Source organism: Variovorax humicola (assembly GCF_037889915.1).
GTDB lineage: Bacteria > Pseudomonadota > Gammaproteobacteria > Burkholderiales > Burkholderiaceae_C > Variovorax > Variovorax humicola.
On sequence record NZ_JBBKZV010000011.1, the window covers coordinates 42174 to 59542 of the forward strand.

At 52.9% G+C, this 17369-nt stretch carries 10 protein-coding genes; 2 read left to right on the forward strand and 8 right to left on the reverse strand.

The genetic code is table 11. The annotated features are described in order from the left end of the window. Nucleotides 1–912: 912 nt before the first annotated feature. Nucleotides 913–4125, forward strand: a complete 3213-nt coding sequence (locus tag WKW80_RS18495; RefSeq protein WP_340365028.1) for a methyltransferase domain-containing protein — start codon at nucleotides 913–915, stop codon at nucleotides 4123–4125. Beyond that, nucleotides 4122–5456, forward strand: coding sequence for a glycosyltransferase family 4 protein (locus WKW80_RS18500; protein WP_340365029.1), 1335 nt, complete (start codon nucleotides 4122–4124; stop codon nucleotides 5454–5456). Before WKW80_RS18495 ends, WKW80_RS18500 begins: the two co-directional genes overlap by 4 nt. A 469-nt stretch (nucleotides 5457–5925) precedes the next feature. Here WKW80_RS18500 and WKW80_RS18505 read toward each other — a convergent pair whose 3' ends face one another. The 8 genes from WKW80_RS18505 to rfbB all read right to left on the reverse strand — a co-directional run bounded on the left by WKW80_RS18505 (nucleotide 5926) and on the right by rfbB (nucleotide 17081). Next, the gene (locus WKW80_RS18505; protein WP_340365030.1) at nucleotides 5926–6810 is read right to left on the reverse strand and encodes a class I SAM-dependent methyltransferase; all 885 of its coding nucleotides are present in this window, start codon (nucleotides 6808–6810) and stop codon (nucleotides 5926–5928) included. A 525-nt stretch (nucleotides 6811–7335) separates the two neighbouring features. Continuing rightward, nucleotides 7336–7974 (reverse strand): hypothetical protein, encoded by a 639-nt coding sequence (locus WKW80_RS18510; protein WP_340365031.1) that lies wholly within the window; start codon nucleotides 7972–7974, stop codon nucleotides 7336–7338. Nucleotides 7975–8675: 701 nt separating this feature from the next. Continuing rightward, a complete protein-coding gene (locus tag WKW80_RS18515) occupies nucleotides 8676–9608 on the reverse strand; it encodes an NAD-dependent epimerase/dehydratase family protein (protein WP_340365032.1) in 933 nt (310 codons plus the stop codon). Next, entirely contained in the window at nucleotides 9605–13300 is a 3696-nt protein-coding gene (locus WKW80_RS18520; protein WP_340365033.1) for a rhamnan synthesis F family protein, read from the reverse strand. Before WKW80_RS18520 ends, WKW80_RS18515 begins: the two co-directional genes overlap by 4 nt. A 363-nt stretch (nucleotides 13301–13663) precedes the next feature. Next, complete coding sequence (gene rfbC / locus WKW80_RS18525; RefSeq protein WP_340365034.1) at nucleotides 13664–14212, reverse strand: dTDP-4-dehydrorhamnose 3,5-epimerase; 549 nt, start codon at nucleotides 14210–14212, stop codon at nucleotides 13664–13666. Further along, on the reverse strand, nucleotides 14209–15096 hold the full coding sequence (rfbA, locus tag WKW80_RS18530; RefSeq protein ID WP_340365035.1) for a glucose-1-phosphate thymidylyltransferase RfbA: 888 nt from the start codon (nucleotides 15094–15096) through the stop codon (nucleotides 14209–14211). Before rfbA ends, rfbC begins: the two co-directional genes overlap by 4 nt. 18 nt (nucleotides 15097–15114) lie before the next feature. Continuing rightward, nucleotides 15115–16005, reverse strand: a complete 891-nt coding sequence (gene rfbD / locus WKW80_RS18535; RefSeq protein WP_340365036.1) for a dTDP-4-dehydrorhamnose reductase — start codon at nucleotides 16003–16005, stop codon at nucleotides 15115–15117. Beyond that, complete coding sequence (gene rfbB / locus WKW80_RS18540) at nucleotides 16002–17081, reverse strand: dTDP-glucose 4,6-dehydratase (RefSeq protein ID WP_340365037.1); 1080 nt, start codon at nucleotides 17079–17081, stop codon at nucleotides 16002–16004. The genes rfbD and rfbB overlap by 4 nt, the downstream gene beginning before the upstream one ends. Nucleotides 17082–17369 lie beyond the last annotated feature (288 nt).

A 17369-nucleotide genomic window follows, 5' to 3' on the forward strand; every position in this document is an offset into this window, starting at 1 on the left:
GAGACTTCAGAACACGGTCGACGAGTTGTCAGATGCACTCGTGAACCTGCAAAGCACTTGGTCACTACTGCGAGGCGCCAGCTACGACCGTCAGCGCGTGGCGGCGCTCGGATCCAATGGGCCCTTTGTTAAACACGAACATAAAGGTTCAGTTCGACAAGTCACGGAATGTCGTAGCTCGAGTGGAGTTCACGTGGGTGCCGTCGCCTTCCCGCATTTCTGCCAGGAAGTTACTGCGAAAGCCAGACCTTGAGCAGCATCCGGTGATAACCATGACGGAGGGTTCCGGGTTTACCCGGGCTAGCGAGACATGTCCTCGGATCAGGGCAGCACGATACATCGCACGACGGCTGCAATGGCCTCATGGCCATCGTCGCGCTCGTACATGCGGACATGGGATCAGTTTCCTCCCGCTCCAGTTCATGAAGCCCTGGGTTGAACAGGGTGCCCTGGTGTCGCTGAGGAGTGATCCGCCCCTTCCGCCGCGCGATTGACACAGCGTCGAGGAGATCGAACAACCAAGACGGCCACTACACTTGTCCACAGTCGGCCCTCCAAGAGGTCAGCCTTCGTCCCGGGCGCTCGATATTCGCATGACTCCAGATTTGCCTCGGCGCCGACGCTCGCCGATGAGGGCAGCCTATCCACTCCTCCATGAAACCTGCACAGATTTAGGCACGTCCGACGTTTGTGTGGGCATCCGAACCTCAAGGCGACCAACGGTAAGATGACGCGCATCACCTTGGGAACCTGCGTGCAGGCATGCTCCGGGGTTACATTTTTAGGCAACTCCAGAAATCGCGAGATTTCGATAAAATGAAGTGCGCAAATTTACACGTCAAGTGCTTATTCTGCAACTCGTCAATTCCGGCATGCGTTTGAGCGACCCGGGACTGTGAAACAAGGATCAACGTGAGTCTGCCCGTCTTAACTACCGCACCCGATTCCAAAAATTGCCCCGAAACCGCTGTTGACGCACTACGGGACGCCCTGTCAGATTTCAACGGTAAGTCCAACCTCTCGATTCTTGACATCGGTCCAGGGTGTCTTTCTCGCTTAGAGCTCGCCAACGCGCTGCAATGGAAGTGTTTCGGTGTAGATCCGGACATCCATGAAAACTTTTTGACGCAGGATCACGCAACTGCCGCATTTATTGTCCGCCGTGTCGAAGACCTTATTCCACACGCCTTCGATTTAATCTTCATTGCCAAACTACCAAACGATGAGCGCGCCGCCGCAGCGCTCATGTTCAAACTTTTCTCACTCGGTGCGGTGACGCCTTCGACTCGCCTCGTCTCAGGCATTGAGCACGGTGCAGAGAAAAATGGCTGGGATCGAAAGGCGTTTTTAGCTAAGCTCCATTTCCGCGACATCGAGGCCTTGGGAACAATTACATCTGCGCAGAACCATTGTGACCGTAGCTGGGAGACCAAAGTTCAAGGAAAGCACGACCCGGTCATTTCGCGGTACTGGGTACGAGCTGCAGGTAGCGATTTCACCTCGTTTATGCAGGAGCGTTACGTACCTGGTACTTGGTCCAAAATTGCGGAGTATGAGCATATGCCGCGTTATGCCTTGTCGGAGCGGTATACGCGCGGCAAAGCTGTCCTCGATTTCGGTTGCGGGACTGGCTACGGCTCGGCAATCCTTGCGAAAAGCGCCTACAGCGTAGTTGGCCTAGACATTGATTCTGCAGCTTTGGCATGGGCACGCGATACCCATCACTCTGACCGCTTGACATTTCACCGTTGCTCCGATCTCGGTGCGAATCTGGCAGACGCGTTATTCGATGTTGTAACGTGCTTTGAGATGATTGAACACGTTGATTACGCCACCCAGAAAGCGACCATCGCCAGCATCGCTCGGCTTTTAAAGGCAGACGGCGTATTAATTATATCGACGCCAAACCCGGATGTGACGCAAATGTACGGAGAGAATCCGTATCATCTGCGCGAGATGACCTTACCGCAATTCCAAGAATTGCTTGGCGCCCATTTCAATCACATTGAGATACTGGAGCAGCGCATCTTAAATAGCGTCACATTCGAAAGTCCCAACTCTTCTCGATCGAGCTTCCTAGCGCGCGCCGCCGAGAATTCGACCGCTAGTGCGGCGCCGGCCGCATTTATCGCTTTGTGTTCCAGGTTTGAAACGAATACACCGTCTTCGACAGTTTTTTTTGATGAGGAGAGCGACTCCATATTCGAAACTTTACAAGCGGAAAAACGCGCAAACCTCGCAAAGATGGCCGTTTACACGCTTCGGGAACAGCTTCAAAACACCAACAATACAGTAAAGCAGGTCAGCAGTGCCCTGCAAATAACTCAAGCGCTTTTGACAACTGACGTTTCTTCACTGGCCGGCGTGTTGCGCGAACAAGCCGCCGTTATTGCGACAATGGATGACGCCATTGCAGCGCAAAGCCGGAACATCGAGCGTTTGGGAACTGCAATCGCGACTCGGGACGCTTCGTTGAAAGAAAGGGACGACGCCTTAACCGTCCAGAGCCAGCTCATTGAGAGTCTGGGCAGCAAGCTAACGGAAGCGGATGCTACATTGAGTGAGATGCAGGCGGCGGCGGCTGCAAATGCAGGCATGATGGCGAAGTTGCACCAACGCATCGAGGCCACAAATCAACAGCACACCCGGGCAATCCTGGCGCGGGAGCAGATGCTAGCCGGTAAGAATAATGCATTAGCGCGACAAGGCGAGAATATTGGTCGACTTCGTCAGCAAGTTGCGGAACAAAGTGTGGCGCTGCAGGACCTCTTGCGCATCAAAGCTTCTAAGTGGCAGCGCCTGCATGACGCTATCAAGGCCCGGCCGATAACCCTGCGCAATCTCATTAAGGCTGCTTATCTTGTTGGAGCCATGTCGTCACCGAATTGGGCGCGCCGGCGCTTCGGACCTTCGATTCAGATCGTGCGCCGGAAAGTTGATCCCGTTAAAAAGGAACGCCGTGCGGACATCGCGAAGCGCGAATCCGACCAAGGCGAGAAAGTCGACGCCGCGTCGCCCCCTGGCACTCCTGCCCTCGAATCCGCTGTTGTGCGGGCTGCGTATTCGGTTCGCCTTCCCTTGCAAAATAAGCCTCAGAGATGGCGCGTGGTACACGTTATTGCCAATTTTTGCCTCGGCGGATCGTCACGATTGGTCGTAGACCTCATCGAATGCTTGGGTTCTGAATTCGATCACTCGGTCGTCACCAGCTACATTCCCAATCCGCCCGATTACACTGGCTTGCAGATCACGGAGTACGCCGGCATACCGGAGGTGTCTCAATTCGTCAGTCACTTCGTCACCTATGACCCAGATTTGGTGCATGTCCATTACTGGGGTGATTGCGACGAGATTTGGTATTCAAGGGCAATTGCTGCCGCGGAGCAATTGAATATTCCGATTATTGAGAATGTTAACACGCCAGTCGATCCTTACTTTTCTGACGGAATTTCCCAGTATATCTATGTCAGCAAATACGTCCAGCAGCGATTTGGCAAAATTGGCCCCAATCACACGACCATTTTTCCCGGCTCCGATTTTGGCAAATTTGCCAGGCTGAAAAACTCCGCCATGCCTGACGACTGCATTGGGATGGTTTATAGATTAGAGCGAGACAAATTGAATGAAAATGCGATCGCTCCCTTTATCGAAACGGTAAAGATTCGCCCCCAGACTCGAGTGCTTATTGTCGGGGGCGGAAGTTTGCTCAGTTCTTTCGTGACCGCGACGAAAGAGGCAGGAGTATTCCAGAATTTCGAATTCACGAACTACGTCGCATATGACAAATTGCCAGATTATTACCGCCGCATGTCTCTTTTTGTCGCACCCGTTTGGAAGGAAAGTTTTGGTCAGGTTGCAGCTTTTGCAATGAATATGCACATCCCGGTTTGCGGCTTTGACGTAGGTGCCATTGCGGAAATCATCGATGAGCCAGATCTTGTCGCTCCGGCTGGGGACTCTGACAAGCTTGCCCGAATTATATGCAAACTGCTGGACGATTTGCCCTTGCGCGAAAAATTGGGATCAAAAATGCACCGGCGTGCGCAAACTCTTTTCTCGCAGAAAGCCATGATTGAAGCTTATGCCAGTATCTACAATGCAACCCTCGAAGGGATCGACGAGTGAATATTCTTCTGGCGGTGCATTGTTTCTTCCCGGATCATTTTTACGGCACCGAAGCGTACACCCTTGAGTTGGCGAAAAGCTACAAGGCGATGGGGCACCACGTCACGGTGCTGTCAGCAGTCTTTCAGGGCGAGCAAAGTTCTGAGACCGAAATATTTCACTATACGTACGATGGCATTCCAATTGTCTGCATCGACAGAAATAAGCGGCCGCACTCCCGCATAAAGGAAACTTATTTTCAACCTGAGTTGCACGAAAATCTTGAAGCTATCCTGAGGGAAACTGCGCCCGACTTGGTGCACATCAATCATCTCTTAAACCACACCGCCACCCTTCTTGATGTAGCCAATAAGCTCGGTATTCCAACGTATGCCACGTTTACAGATTTCTTTGGGTTTTGTTTGAACAACAAACTAGAGGCGGCAGATGGCGGATTATGTGCGGGTCCATCGCCCACGCGAAACAATTGTGTAGCCTGCCACGTGAAAGCATTCTCAGCGGATCCGAATGCACCCCGTTGGGCGCAGCGCTCTTCGGACCCAGCCGTCGCAATGAAAGTCGGCTCTTCGCTTGTACATGCCCGCCAGTTTGCACCAATGATGGGTGGCCCATGGGACAGTTTGACTGGAGATATTTGTGACCGACCCGATATTTTAGTGTCCCGATACAACCGCACTTACAGGGCCGCTATTGCACCGACGCGTTTTCTCTTGGGAGCTTACGCGCAGAACGGCATTACTGTACCGATGCGTTCCGTCCCATTTGGGATTGACATTGATCGCCGCAAGAAGTCAGCTCGCACAATCCGCCATGTTCCGGTAATCGGGTACATCGGCCAAATGGCGCCGCACAAGGGCCTCGATATTCTCATCGAAGCATTTGGAAGGTTGCCGCGAGGGTCAGCCGTTTTGCATGTTTGGGGACCGATGGAGCAACATTCGAGTTTCGTGCGCAAAGTTACAGCCTTGGCGGCCGGGCTCGACGTGGTCTTCAGGGGGACATTCGAAAAGGCGAGTACGGCGAGAGTTTTCGACTCAATGGATTTGCTTGTGATTCCCTCGCGGTGGTATGAAAACAGCCCGCTCGTCCTTTTAAACGCCTTGGCCACACACACGCCTGTGTTGGTTGCCGACGTCCTCGGCATGACCGAGTTTGTTGAGCAAGAAGTAAACGGTTTCGCGTTTGAGCGCGGCAGTAGCGATTCTCTCTATGAACGTCTAAAGCAGGTCGTGGCGCGAGAAGGCGCCCTTGAAGCGCTGTCGCAGACAACACACTACCCTCGGACTACAGAAATGATGGCTCATGATACTTTTGCGATGTACGGTGCGTAAAACGACGTGAATAAAGGCTCTTACTCGGTGTCAGGAGGTCTGTTGACTCTCATCTAACGGACTTAGTTTTGAATGACGGTGACCGCGTCGTCATATTTGGTCGGCCGAGCAATGATGCGTTACCGCGTTTTTCGAAAGGCGACCCGTGGTCTGGCTCGGGAGCTTTCAAAGCGGGGGAAAAGTGGGATTGGCAAAGGGTGGACCGGCCGATTTTTTTCGGTAGAAAGGGAATACAATTTCCTTTGGCGTAACTCGGTCATGCGCGATTAAATGTACATCAAGGACATTTCCCTCGCATTCAAGGCGTCAGCGCGACGTCAAGAACGCATCAACTGCACAAGGCACTTGCCAAGCCAAGCGCTGCACCGAACAGGAATGTGACGTCCGAAGTTCATCCTGGGGCTGCGACTGCCAACCAATGTCACCTGAGCTTCCCGCGATGCGTTTTGAATGCATCACGGCCGTTCATTTAGAATTGTTCCGGCCTTGGCTTTGCAACGATCAGAACGTGGTCAGACGGGATCACTCCTCTATCGATCAGATATTTTTCTCTAGAGCATAATGATTCAATGATCCTCATCCCCTCCTCTGTTTCGAACACGGCGGGGGAGACACATCCAGATCCGAATATTGGAGCAAGCAACGTACCTCCTCGTTCACATCGAACAATAATTTCAAAATGAGCGTTTATATGGTCGATGATGTGGTCGGATCGAACTGCTTCGGACGGATCCAGATTTTTTAGAGCGACAGGGTCGCAACGGCTAACCTGGTGTTTCCGTCGAAAATTAGGGGGCAAAATTTCTAAAAGTTCTTGGGCGAGCCGAAGCTGCACATCAGTCCATTGAAAACGCCGCGGCCCGATATAGTCATTTACGTATAGGTAACCACTCTGCTTTAAGGCGCGTCGAAGTTGACCAAGGCAGTGATCGAGATTTTCAATATGGTGAAGCGCCCCATGAGCGAATACCGCGTCCAGATAGGATAAATCCCACAACTGCGAGTTTGCATCGGATATATGAAACTGAACTCCTCGGAGTCCTGCCGTTTTCTCTTTAGCGAGGCTAATGGATCCCGGAGATAGATCGTAGCCTTCAATTTGTCCTGTCCCACCCTGCAGGTAGTTCGAAGCTATATGCTGCTCCAGAATTCCGCTTCCCGAGCAGATACTAGCCATTTTCTCGAATGGACCGAACCGCTCCATAAACCAATCCACTGGATTTTTGAACGCGTCGCCGGTAGAAGATTTCCATTGCGCCTGCTGTACTACTTGGTTCGCCTCCCAATGATCTGGGCTATTTAAATGAGTTCCGACAAACCGGTCCCAATAATCAGCAACAGAGTTTTCAGACACTACGATTCCTTTCTCAAAATGGGAGTGAGATTGCATTGCGACCGGGATTTTTGGCAACTAATCGACCTTGCTCGGTTTTGGCTGCCTATATGTCGCGGATCCTTCACGCGCTGAGCGGCGGTTCCAACGGACCATGAGCATACGAGAGCGGAACTCCGCATTATTGCGTTGGAGTGTTCTCCCGCAAGACCACCCACTTCCTGCTCCGGTCGGAAAGCACGCCTCACCGTGTTCGCCTCCATTAGAGCATAATATGCACTCTACCTCGAGCAAAAGAATCCACTACAAACGGAAAGTGGGGGTTCAATGTCGCACGCATTGTCCTCTTTAAAGTTGTGAGAGGATAGATCTTTTTGAGTACCTTCGGTCAGCATACTGCGATACCCAAGCGCAGAGCCCCAGTGCTGTGCCAACCGGTCGAGCAAAACGGTCGAATCAGTACTATCGGTGACAATATTAAATGTCAGGCGGGTAGGGGGATTTTTGTGAGATTTGACCATCTAGGCAAATTCCTGATTTATTTCACTAAAACTGAGAATCTGATTTAAGAGTCGCGCGACCCTCGCTGATCCCATGACGCAGATAGTGAACGAGCGAATTCATCCCGCTTGCTGCCACGTCTTCATGGAGGTGCAAATAGCCGAGCGTCGAAAATTCGCAACTAGGATCGCGATTTTCTTTCGCCCCGAAAGATAGAAAGTGATCAATTGGGTCCATCCCAGAGGCCACCACATCCGGGTAACGCTTCAAATAATAGTCGACATCGAACAATGAGCTTTGTCGCAAAAGGTCGCGATCAGTAATTTCATCAAATTTTGCGTCAGTTTCGCGGTGCAAGAGTTCAATCGAAGGTTTTGTTTTTTTTGTGCCGGGATCACGTCCTTCATTGATACCATGCCTCAAAAAATGAACCAAAGGATTCACCTTTGCTTCTGCGACATCCGGATACTGAAGCAAGTAGCCAACAGTTGAGAACTCCGATCCGGGGTCTCGCCCTTCCCGCGCTCCGAAACGCAAGTAGTGAGCAATCGGATCTAACGAACTTGCGGCGACGTCAGTGTTGTGGTTCAAATAAAACGCCGCGTCAAAAAAAGGAGAAGCCCGAAGCAGGTCCGCGTCGGAATCTGAAATTTGATGACTATCATGTGTCATATTCGTGGTCATGGTTGTGATCAGACATAGTATTGCAACTCGGGCCGCAAACCAGGCGTCGCCTGCAACTATCAATTCATAGATTCAGCGCGACAGCAGGCCGGCATAACCGAACGGCCCGCTTAGGATGTAATCCGGGGCACACGGCGGGCGCGTGACGAGCAACGCCAATGTGTGAAGAAGAGTCGATCATCTCGAGCAGTCGCGAGAGCAAGAAAATTCGACGTGTCGCAGGCCTCAAGGATCGACGAAATTTCTCAGTAATCAATTCTAGGATCAATGCTTTCCCGACGGATTCGGCGCGCGCGAAACGCTCATCAAATCAATCTTCCGCAAAGGCGTAGAAGGATTTGGCGCGCCAACTGTTCACCAGCCTGCATTTTTTATTGCGATCACGTCATGATGATCATCCCAAGCACGCTCGGACAAGCAAATCAATCGCAACCTTCGCCTGTCTCTCAGCAAGCGTTGTCCACTGCGTCGATCTAGATCACGAATTTCTGCCCCATTTTGAAGCGGATAAAAGCCCATTCTTCAATTTCTCAAAAAGTGCAGTAGAAATGCTCTCTGACAAGTGAGTAAATACTGAACGTCAAGCGACAAAGAACAGATTGCGAAACTCTTTTCACGAAAAGATGCACCTAGGCGATGTCTAGGATGTTGGCAGCAACGGGGGGTAGCGAGACAGGATCCGCCAACTATTTTTCAAGAAATCAAGCGTTCAACATCTTACGCATCCAATTCGCGGTCTCAATAATTCCTTCCTCAAGCCCAACACGCGGGTGCCATTGCAACTCTCGTCGAGCCAGCGAATTATCCAAAACACTAGTTGGCACATCAAAAGGACGGCCTGGAAGATAACTCCGAACAACCGGTCGATCGAGAACCCGCTCGAGAATTGCCACAATCTCATTAATGCTAGTTCCGACACCCGAACTGATATTGAATACAGACTCAGGACCTTCGTAAACAAGAGCTCGAGCGAAAGCGTCGGCAACGTCGGTCACGTACAAATAGTCGCGCGTAATACTCCCGTCTCCCCAAATTTCCACGGCTCTTTTCTGAAGCGCATTGCTAAGAAATACACCAACAACTCCTTGCGCTGTCTCGACGCGTTGTCGCACGCCAAACGGATTCGCAACTCGAAGGATAGTGACCTTCATTCCGTATAGGTGCTGATACAACAACAGATATTTTTCTATGGCCAACTTCGTTATGCCATAGGAAACACGGGGCTCGGTCGGATGTTTTTCATCAACGGGAAGATAAACTGGAGTTCCATACACGGTACCACCAGACGAAATAAACACAATCCTCTTAATGCTCTTGGCGACCATCACGTTGAGCAACTGCAAAGTGCCAACTAAATTGCTTTGAACGTCGTAGATGGGATCGTCATTTGAGCCTTTGGGTAGAGTGGTCGAAACCAGATGCAAAACCACGTCCGCACCGTCAATCGCGCTCCCTACGTCATGAGCGCTTGTCATATCTCCCGCAATCCACTCCACACTCTCGTCCCGGGAAAATTGCCGAAATGGAGGGACACGCGGGCGCTCAAAGATTCGAAGACTATGTCCATCTTCCAGTAATCGATCAACAATCCAAGATCCAATAAATCCACCGCCCCCAAAAATTGTTATCTTCATCGTGTCACACCGTTGATATTAGTAGTCGCAATACGCATCCCTTTCAGCGATACGCACAAAGAGAAGAACCTCTCGATTGCATGTAGCGCGGACCCATCGTACGGGAGTGGTTCTTCGGGGTAGTCGTCCCAATCAAGATTCAGGTCCATCAGCGGCAGCAAGGCGGAGCTCCGCGCCCAGAACATTGATCCCACCGGAAAAACAAAATTTTCCGGCAATTCAGCGATCCCAATGCGTTCCCCAATTATTTTTGCCACGTCCTTGTTTGCCCCCCATCCAACAACATTGGGTTCGTCGGGAAATATCATTCCAATCGAAGCATCACTTTCCATTTCGAACAAAATGCGATCGGCAGAACTGGGCGCCGCATCTCCTCCCAAAAGATTATCCAGCAAGAACTGATACCACAACTGTCCCACAGCCGCGTCTTTTACGTCAACGGTCTTTTTCGTATGAATGTGCCCAATGAAATCATAATCCGCTAACAATCGTTTGCCGAACTCCGTTAGAAGGGGACCTATATCGCGCCCTCGATTTGGAACAACACTGACCGAAACAACTTTTCCCGCGTAATTTTCAAGTGCACGCGTAATTTGCGCGCGTGTCTTTTCATCTTTGACACTCACAAACAAATCTGGAACGATTTTGTTATTGGCGAGGCGCGCTAGCACATCTGGCATGAGATCCGAGTAGTAGGCATGCACATGCAGCGCCACGCGAGTACTTGGCAACGGGACTCCTGGATCTGGATTGCCTAGGACGATGACTTGGTTGTTCCACGGTCCAGTCGGGCAACCTGCCCGTAGGTAGTCCGCAAACGGGTCGGCTCCCGCCATTCCGAGTCCGTGAGATTCAAGATAAACCCCGGGGTGAAAGCCTGGCAGCGGCTTTCGACGCCCAATGCCACTCGCCCACGCGCGAACATATTTTTGTACCTCGAATTGGATCGTTTGCTCATTTCCCACCGGCACGGAAAAATCGCGCCTGAATTGATTGGAGTCAATAATGGTTTGAACATCGCCTCTTTCTTGCCGCAATTGCTCACGCGCGCTGTCACTCAAATGCTCAAGACGGGCCACGTACTTATCCATCGCAAAGTACGAGTCAAATGCAGTGCTACATTTCTCTGATACCGTCTCCCGCAAATTCTTGGAACGAGCGAAAGCCAAAACTTTTTCTGCCATATCTACGGAATCGAGATAACCGGCGACGCAATCGTCCTTCAGGCCCACGTCAATGAGGAAGTCGGCGATCCCCGATGCTTGATCGAAACAAAGCACAGGCACCCCATGCGCCATGCAATCAATCGCAACGTTTGGCAAAGGATCTAAACGCGATGAGAGCAGCAACACATCCGCTTCTTCGTACGCAGCTTCTATTGCAAATGTTTCATCAATGAATAACATCCGATCCTCCAGGCCGGAGCGTCGAATTTGATCCATCAAATAGACAGAGTAGGCAGTATCATTTTCGGGATCGAATCCCTTTCCAATCCAGACAAAGCGACAGTTTTCACCGGCACCAGAATTACTTACACGTGCGGCACATTCGATGAAAAGATCGATTCCCTTTCGATACTGGACAGAGCCTGCTCCGAGAACTACAACCCAATCTTCGCCATCCCTCTTTGGTCGAATCAAATTCCGTATACGCCGACTCTCCATCTCCATAACGCCTTCGTCCATCTTCTCCAGAGGCAAAAGGCAACGTCCCTGCGGAAGAATATGGGTCGATCGACTAGTCAGATCTGAATACTCCGCAATTGCGTTCTGATACGTCGCATTTGCCGAAAAAACAATCTCACTCGACCAGAGAAAAGCCTCTCTAAAAGCGCCGTGAGGACGAGTGTAGGACGCGAATTCGTGTATCAATGTGACTGTCGGCACGGAACACGTGCTTAGCGGCTGGAGGACAACACGGGACTCAATACTGTTAACTATCGCAAATTTGAAATCGAATTGAGAACACAGCCTGTTCACCACCGCGCTCGCGAGGCCCGCATTTCCTCTCATATGCTGCGCGGTCATGACAACACTGCCGGGCAGCCGAAAAGAATCGGCTAGCGCCCCTCCGCCCAACAGCAACGCCACAACGTTATATTTCTCAACCAGTCGCTGCGCGATATTGAGACTGAGGATCGGAGCGCCTGTTCTTGACGCTTCGTGACTGACTACAAGGATCGTCTGACGATCCTCCTTGAAACCTTGTTTTTCCGGAATTTCCGGAATGAAATAGGGCCGGCCTTCGCGGCGACCGTGAAACAAATAGTGACCAGTCGGATCACTCCCAGCTCTGGCCACATCTGGGTTCAGTTCAAGGTAAATTTTTGGATCGAATTCAACCGGAAGCTGTACTTTTCCTAGAAAATCAACATTTAGAAATCCACCTGCAGTTCGAAAGAATCCGAGCGAATATCTCGTCAGCGCTCCTCGGAGCGAAGATTTAATCCTGCTGCTCAACGGTAGAGATTGATCCACCTGCGGTGTGGATCGAATTGGTGAACTATGACGGATTACCCCCTCCGACGGAGAAGCCAACTTCCGTCGCAAAACTCGCAGGGGACGAGTGATGCGAAAAGATTTGCTACCTTCGAGTGCGGCGATATGAATATTTTGATTCTCCACAACCTCACTGAGACGCGTTATTTGCGCAGTCTTTTGCATCAGATCTCGATTTAACTGCTCGATGGATTGCGCGCGACGCGTCAATTCTTGATTCAGATCGTTAATACTTTCCACGCGCTGCCTTAAATCTTGATTGCATTGATGGAGGGCTTGATCAACCTGACTAATGCGCTCATCGCGCTTTAGCAATGTCTGCTCAAGTTCCGTGCAGTGTTGTTGACCCTCAATGACAGTCTGATTGAGTGCATGAATGCTGCGATCTCGATCAACTGCCGCCTGGTTTAGATTGACGATATTCGCGTGGCATGCATCGATTTCACGTGCCATGTTTTTATGTTTAGCTTGAATTTCTTTCAACTCAAACCGCTCAAGCTGTCTGGTACCCAATGCGGCAAAAAAATTCACCAGCGCTTGCTTTTCATTGTCGGGTGCGTGAAGCCATGCAAGTTTGCTGCGCTCATTCGCCCCGTCTATCTGGAGCACTCCAAGTCCATTGGAATGCACGAACTCCAGGTTGTGGGGATATCTACTTTGCAGCTCTCGCCACAATTTCCACACGCCGAAGTTTCGCTCTCGGACATTTGTATCGTGAAACACCACGACCGCGCCAGGAGCCAATTTAGGCAACCAATTTTCGAAATCATGTCGCACTGCTTCGTAGGTATGCAACCCGTCGATATGCAATAGCCCTATCGACTCGGCTGCAAAATAATTTGCGGCCTCATCAAATGTCATTCGAAGCAAACGAGAAAATACTTCATAATTTTGACATTTATGATGCGCAGCAAGCCGCGCAAAAACGCTGTCGTCATAGTGCCCCGAATGCTCATCGCCTTGCCACGTATCCACAGCAAAGCATTTCGTCGAGATGTCAGAAGTCGCTACCGATTGACAAAACGTAAAGTAGGAGTTTCCGCTGTGAGTACCCAGTTCAACGAATATCTCTGGCGCAACCTGCCTGATCAGCCAAGCCGCAAAAGGCAAATGACCAACCCAAGCGTTTGGGGCCTGAACTGAAATTGGGCTAAATGAGGCAGATGCAATCAAACTGCCTTGAAGCTGATTCATGGTCTTCCAAGCGGAATAAAATTTCCGACTACCGTCAATTAAATGAGAAAAGCCAAATGGGCGCGTGTACTGGCCCAATCTTTGATCGCAAGTCGAGACAGCGGATCAAATCGACCGGAGCACGCCTTTTCGCACCGAACTTCGAATTTTTGTCCAATTTTCAACACGCCCGGGCTCGCCGTCATCTTCGTGCCCGAACAAAATAGCTGCTCTCGCAAAGGCGAGATCGGAAAATCGTGGGCTCAAACTGATACAAATGAGATCGAGACTTCGATTTAATTCAAATTCCGGACGCGATCCACAGATGGATGCAGCGTTATCGAATTCTGGCAAAATCTAATTACCTAACTCACCGAAACCAATTCAATCAAATACTTGAGATTGATTCAGCCCCGACCCACCTTGATCCTTGACGGAGAGTGTCGGAGGCTCCGAGAGGCTTGGCCACTTTATTGCAATATGTGCGTCGTTCCAGATGATCGACCGCTCGTGCGCTGGCGCGTAGTAATCCGTAGTCTTGTACAGAAAATCAGCAGATTCACTCAATACCAGGAACCCATGCGCGAATCCAATTGGCATCCAAAGCTGCTTGTTATTTTCGGCGGAGAGTTCGACGCCCACCCAACGCCCAAAGGTTGGTGATGACTTGCGTATGTCCACGGCAACATCAAATACGGCTCCACGCGTCACGCGTACCAGCTTTCCTTGTGGCTGTTGAATCTGATAGTGCAACCCGCGTAGTACGCCTTTGGCGGACCGAGAGTGGTTGTCCTGAACAAACTCGACATGCTTTCCGATGGCCTCGTCGAACAGCTTCTGATTGAAACTCTCAAAGAAGAAGCCCCGCGCATCGCCGAATACCTTTGGCTCAATGACCATCACATCCGGGATCTCAGTAGGCGTTGCCTTCACGCGCGCACCCCCTCTGCCAGCAGATGATTCAGATACTTTCCGTATCCATTCTTCTGCAGCGGCGCAGCCAATTTGGCAAGTTGCTCCCGATCGATGAAGCCCCGTCGCCACGCGATTTCCTCGGGGCAAGCGATCTTCAGCCCCTGCCGATGCTCCAACGTCTGGATGAATTGCGCAGCCTCCAGCAGGCTCTCATGCGTTCCTGTGTCGAGCCATGCGTAGCCGCGCTGCATGATCTGCACGTTCAGGCTGCCCATATCCAGGTAGGCTTGGTTCACAGCCGTGATCTCGAGCTCGCCGCGCGCACTCGGCTTGACCGCCTTGGCAATGTCCACGACTTGCTTGTCGTAGAAGTACAAGCCCGTCACGGCATAGCTGCTCTTGGGCTTGAGAGGCTTTTCCTCGATGCTGCTGGCCTTACCGGCGTCATCGAATGCCACGACGCCGTAACGCTCCGGGTCGTGCACGTGATACGCGAAAACGGTCGCGCCATTCGTCTGCTCGTCTGCGCTGGTCAGCAGGTTCTCGAAGTCATGGCCGTAGAAGATGTTGTCGCCGAGCACGAGCGCGCTCGTCGAGTTGCCGACGAATTTGTCGCCAATGATGAAGGCCTGCGCCAAGCCATCCGGACTCGGCTGCACCGCGTATTGCAGGTTGATGCCCCACTGGCTGCCATCGCCGAGCAGCTGCTGGAAGCGCGGCGTGTCCTGCGGCGTGCTGATGATCAGGATGTCCCGCATGCCGCCGAGCATCAGCGTGCTGAGCGGGTAATAGATCATCGGCTTGTCGTACACCGGCAGCAGTTGCTTGCTGAGCGCGAGCGTGGCGGGATGCAGGCGCGTGCCCGAGCCGCCTGCGAGGATGATGCCTTTGCGATTGGTCATGTCTTTTGTAGTTGTCGATCAGAGGGTTTCACGCAACATGCGGGCCACGCCGGCCTGCCAGTGCGGCAAGGCCAGGCCAAAGGCCGCCTGCAACTTGCTCGTGTTCAGTCGTGAGTTGTTTGGACGGGTCGCCGGTGTCGGAAATGCACTGGTCGGCACCGGGTCGACCGCTTCAGGGCCGGCCTTGAGTTCGACGCCGGCGGCACGGGCCTGCTCCAGCACGAAGCGCGCATAGCCATGCCACGTGGTTTCGCCACCCGCAACCAGGTGATAGAGACCCGCCTTCGAGGGCTCGCGCAGTGTGGCTCGGATGGCATGGGCCGTCACGTCGGCGAGCAGTTCTGCGCCGGTCGGCGCGCCGAACTGGTCGTCGATCACCGTGAGGCGCTCGCGTTCCTTCGCGAGGCGCAGCATGGTCTTGGCAAAGTTGCCGCCCCGCGCCGCGTAGACCCAGCTGGTGCGAAAGATCAGGTGCCGCGCGCAATGCTCTGCCACCAGCTGTTCGCCTTCGAGCTTGGTTTTCCCGTACACGCTCAGCGGGCCGGTCGGGTCGTCTTCGCACCAGGCCTTGCTGCCACTGCCATCGAAGACGTAGTCGGTGGAGTAATGCACCATCAGCGCACCAATCTCTTGTGCAGCCTTGGCGATCACGCCAGGCGACGTTGCGTTCAGCTTGCGCGCAAAGTCGGGTTCGCTTTCTGCCTTGTCGACCGCGGTGTGCGCAGCAGAATTGACGATGACGTCTGGCCGCACCTTGAAGACGGTCTCAGCCAATTCCTCCGGCCGGCTGAAGTCAGCCTTGAAATCGGTACTGTCGGGGTCGAGCGCCACCACCTCGCCCAGGGGTGCCAGGCTGCGCTGCAATTCCCAGCCGACCTGCCCTCCCCTGCCCAACAGAAGCAACTTCATGCCGGAACCTTCGCCTGCGCTGCGTCGTATTGCTTTTCGACCCATTCGCGGTACGCACCGCTTTGCACGTTGCGCACCCAATCCCCATGGGCCAGGTACCACTCGACCGTCTTGCGGATCCCGGTGTCGAAGGTTTCCGCGGGCTTCCACCCCAATTCGCGCTCCAGTTTGCGCGCATCGATCGCGTAGCGCCGATCGTGCCCCGGACGATCGGTCACGTAGGTGATCTGCTCGCTGTACTTCTTGCCATCGGCCCGCGGCTGGAGTTCGTCCAGCAAGGCACACACGGTGTTGACGATCTCGATGTTGGGTTTCTCGTTCCAGCCGCCGACGTTGTAGGTCTCGCCGAGCCGGCCCGCCTCGAGCACGCGGCGGATCGCACTGCAGTGGTCCTTCACGTAGAGCCAGTCGCGCACCTGCATGCCGTCGCCATAGACCGGCAGTGGCTTGCCGGCAAGCGCGTTGACGATCATCAGCGGGATCAGCTTTTCCGGGAAATGAAACGGCCCGTAGTTATTCGAGCAATTGGTCGTGACCACCGGCAGGCCGTAGGTGTGATGCCAGGCCCGCACCAGGTGGTCGCTGGCGGCCTTGCTGGCCGAATACGGGCTGTTCGGCTCGTACTTGTTGTCTTCGGTGAATGCCGGATCGGTCGCAGACAAGGATCCGTAGACCTCGTCGGTCGACACGTGCAGGAATCGAAATTGCTGCTTCTCGCTGGCCGGCAACGCGCCCCAGTAGCCACGGACCGATTCGAGCAGGCGGAACGTGCCCAGCACGTTGGTCTGCACGAAGTCCTCGGGGCCGTGGATCGACCGATCGACATGCGACTCGGCCGCGAAGTTGACTACGGCACGAGGCTTGTTCTCAGCGAGCAATCGATCGACGAGCGCACTGTCGCCGATATCGCCCTGGATGAAAACGTGGCCGGCGTTGCCGTTGAGCGAAGCCAGTGTTTCGAGGTTGCCGGCGTAAGTGAGTTTGTCGAGGTTGATGACTGCTTCATCGCTTCGCGCGAGCCAGTCAAGAACGAAATTGGCGCCGATAAAGCCGGCGCCGCCTGTAACCAGGATCATGGGGTCCCCGCTGCCTTGAAATCGCCACCGGACGTGGCAAAGCTGGTAATTATGCCAATCGCATTGATGCACCATAGTGCAGCATCTACCTCCAAGGTAGTACGGCTTCATAGCCGGCTCGGTGATGACGGATTCCTGGAGACTATGCGGCAAACTTGGCAGCCGAGTAGCACGCATGAAACTGCGGGGAATTCCCTCGCCTTACATTCGTACCTGTTTGCTTTGTGTCTAATTGTGACGCCGCCGCGTCAGTGAGGATCCGATGAGCGTTTTGAAGCCCGCCGTCCC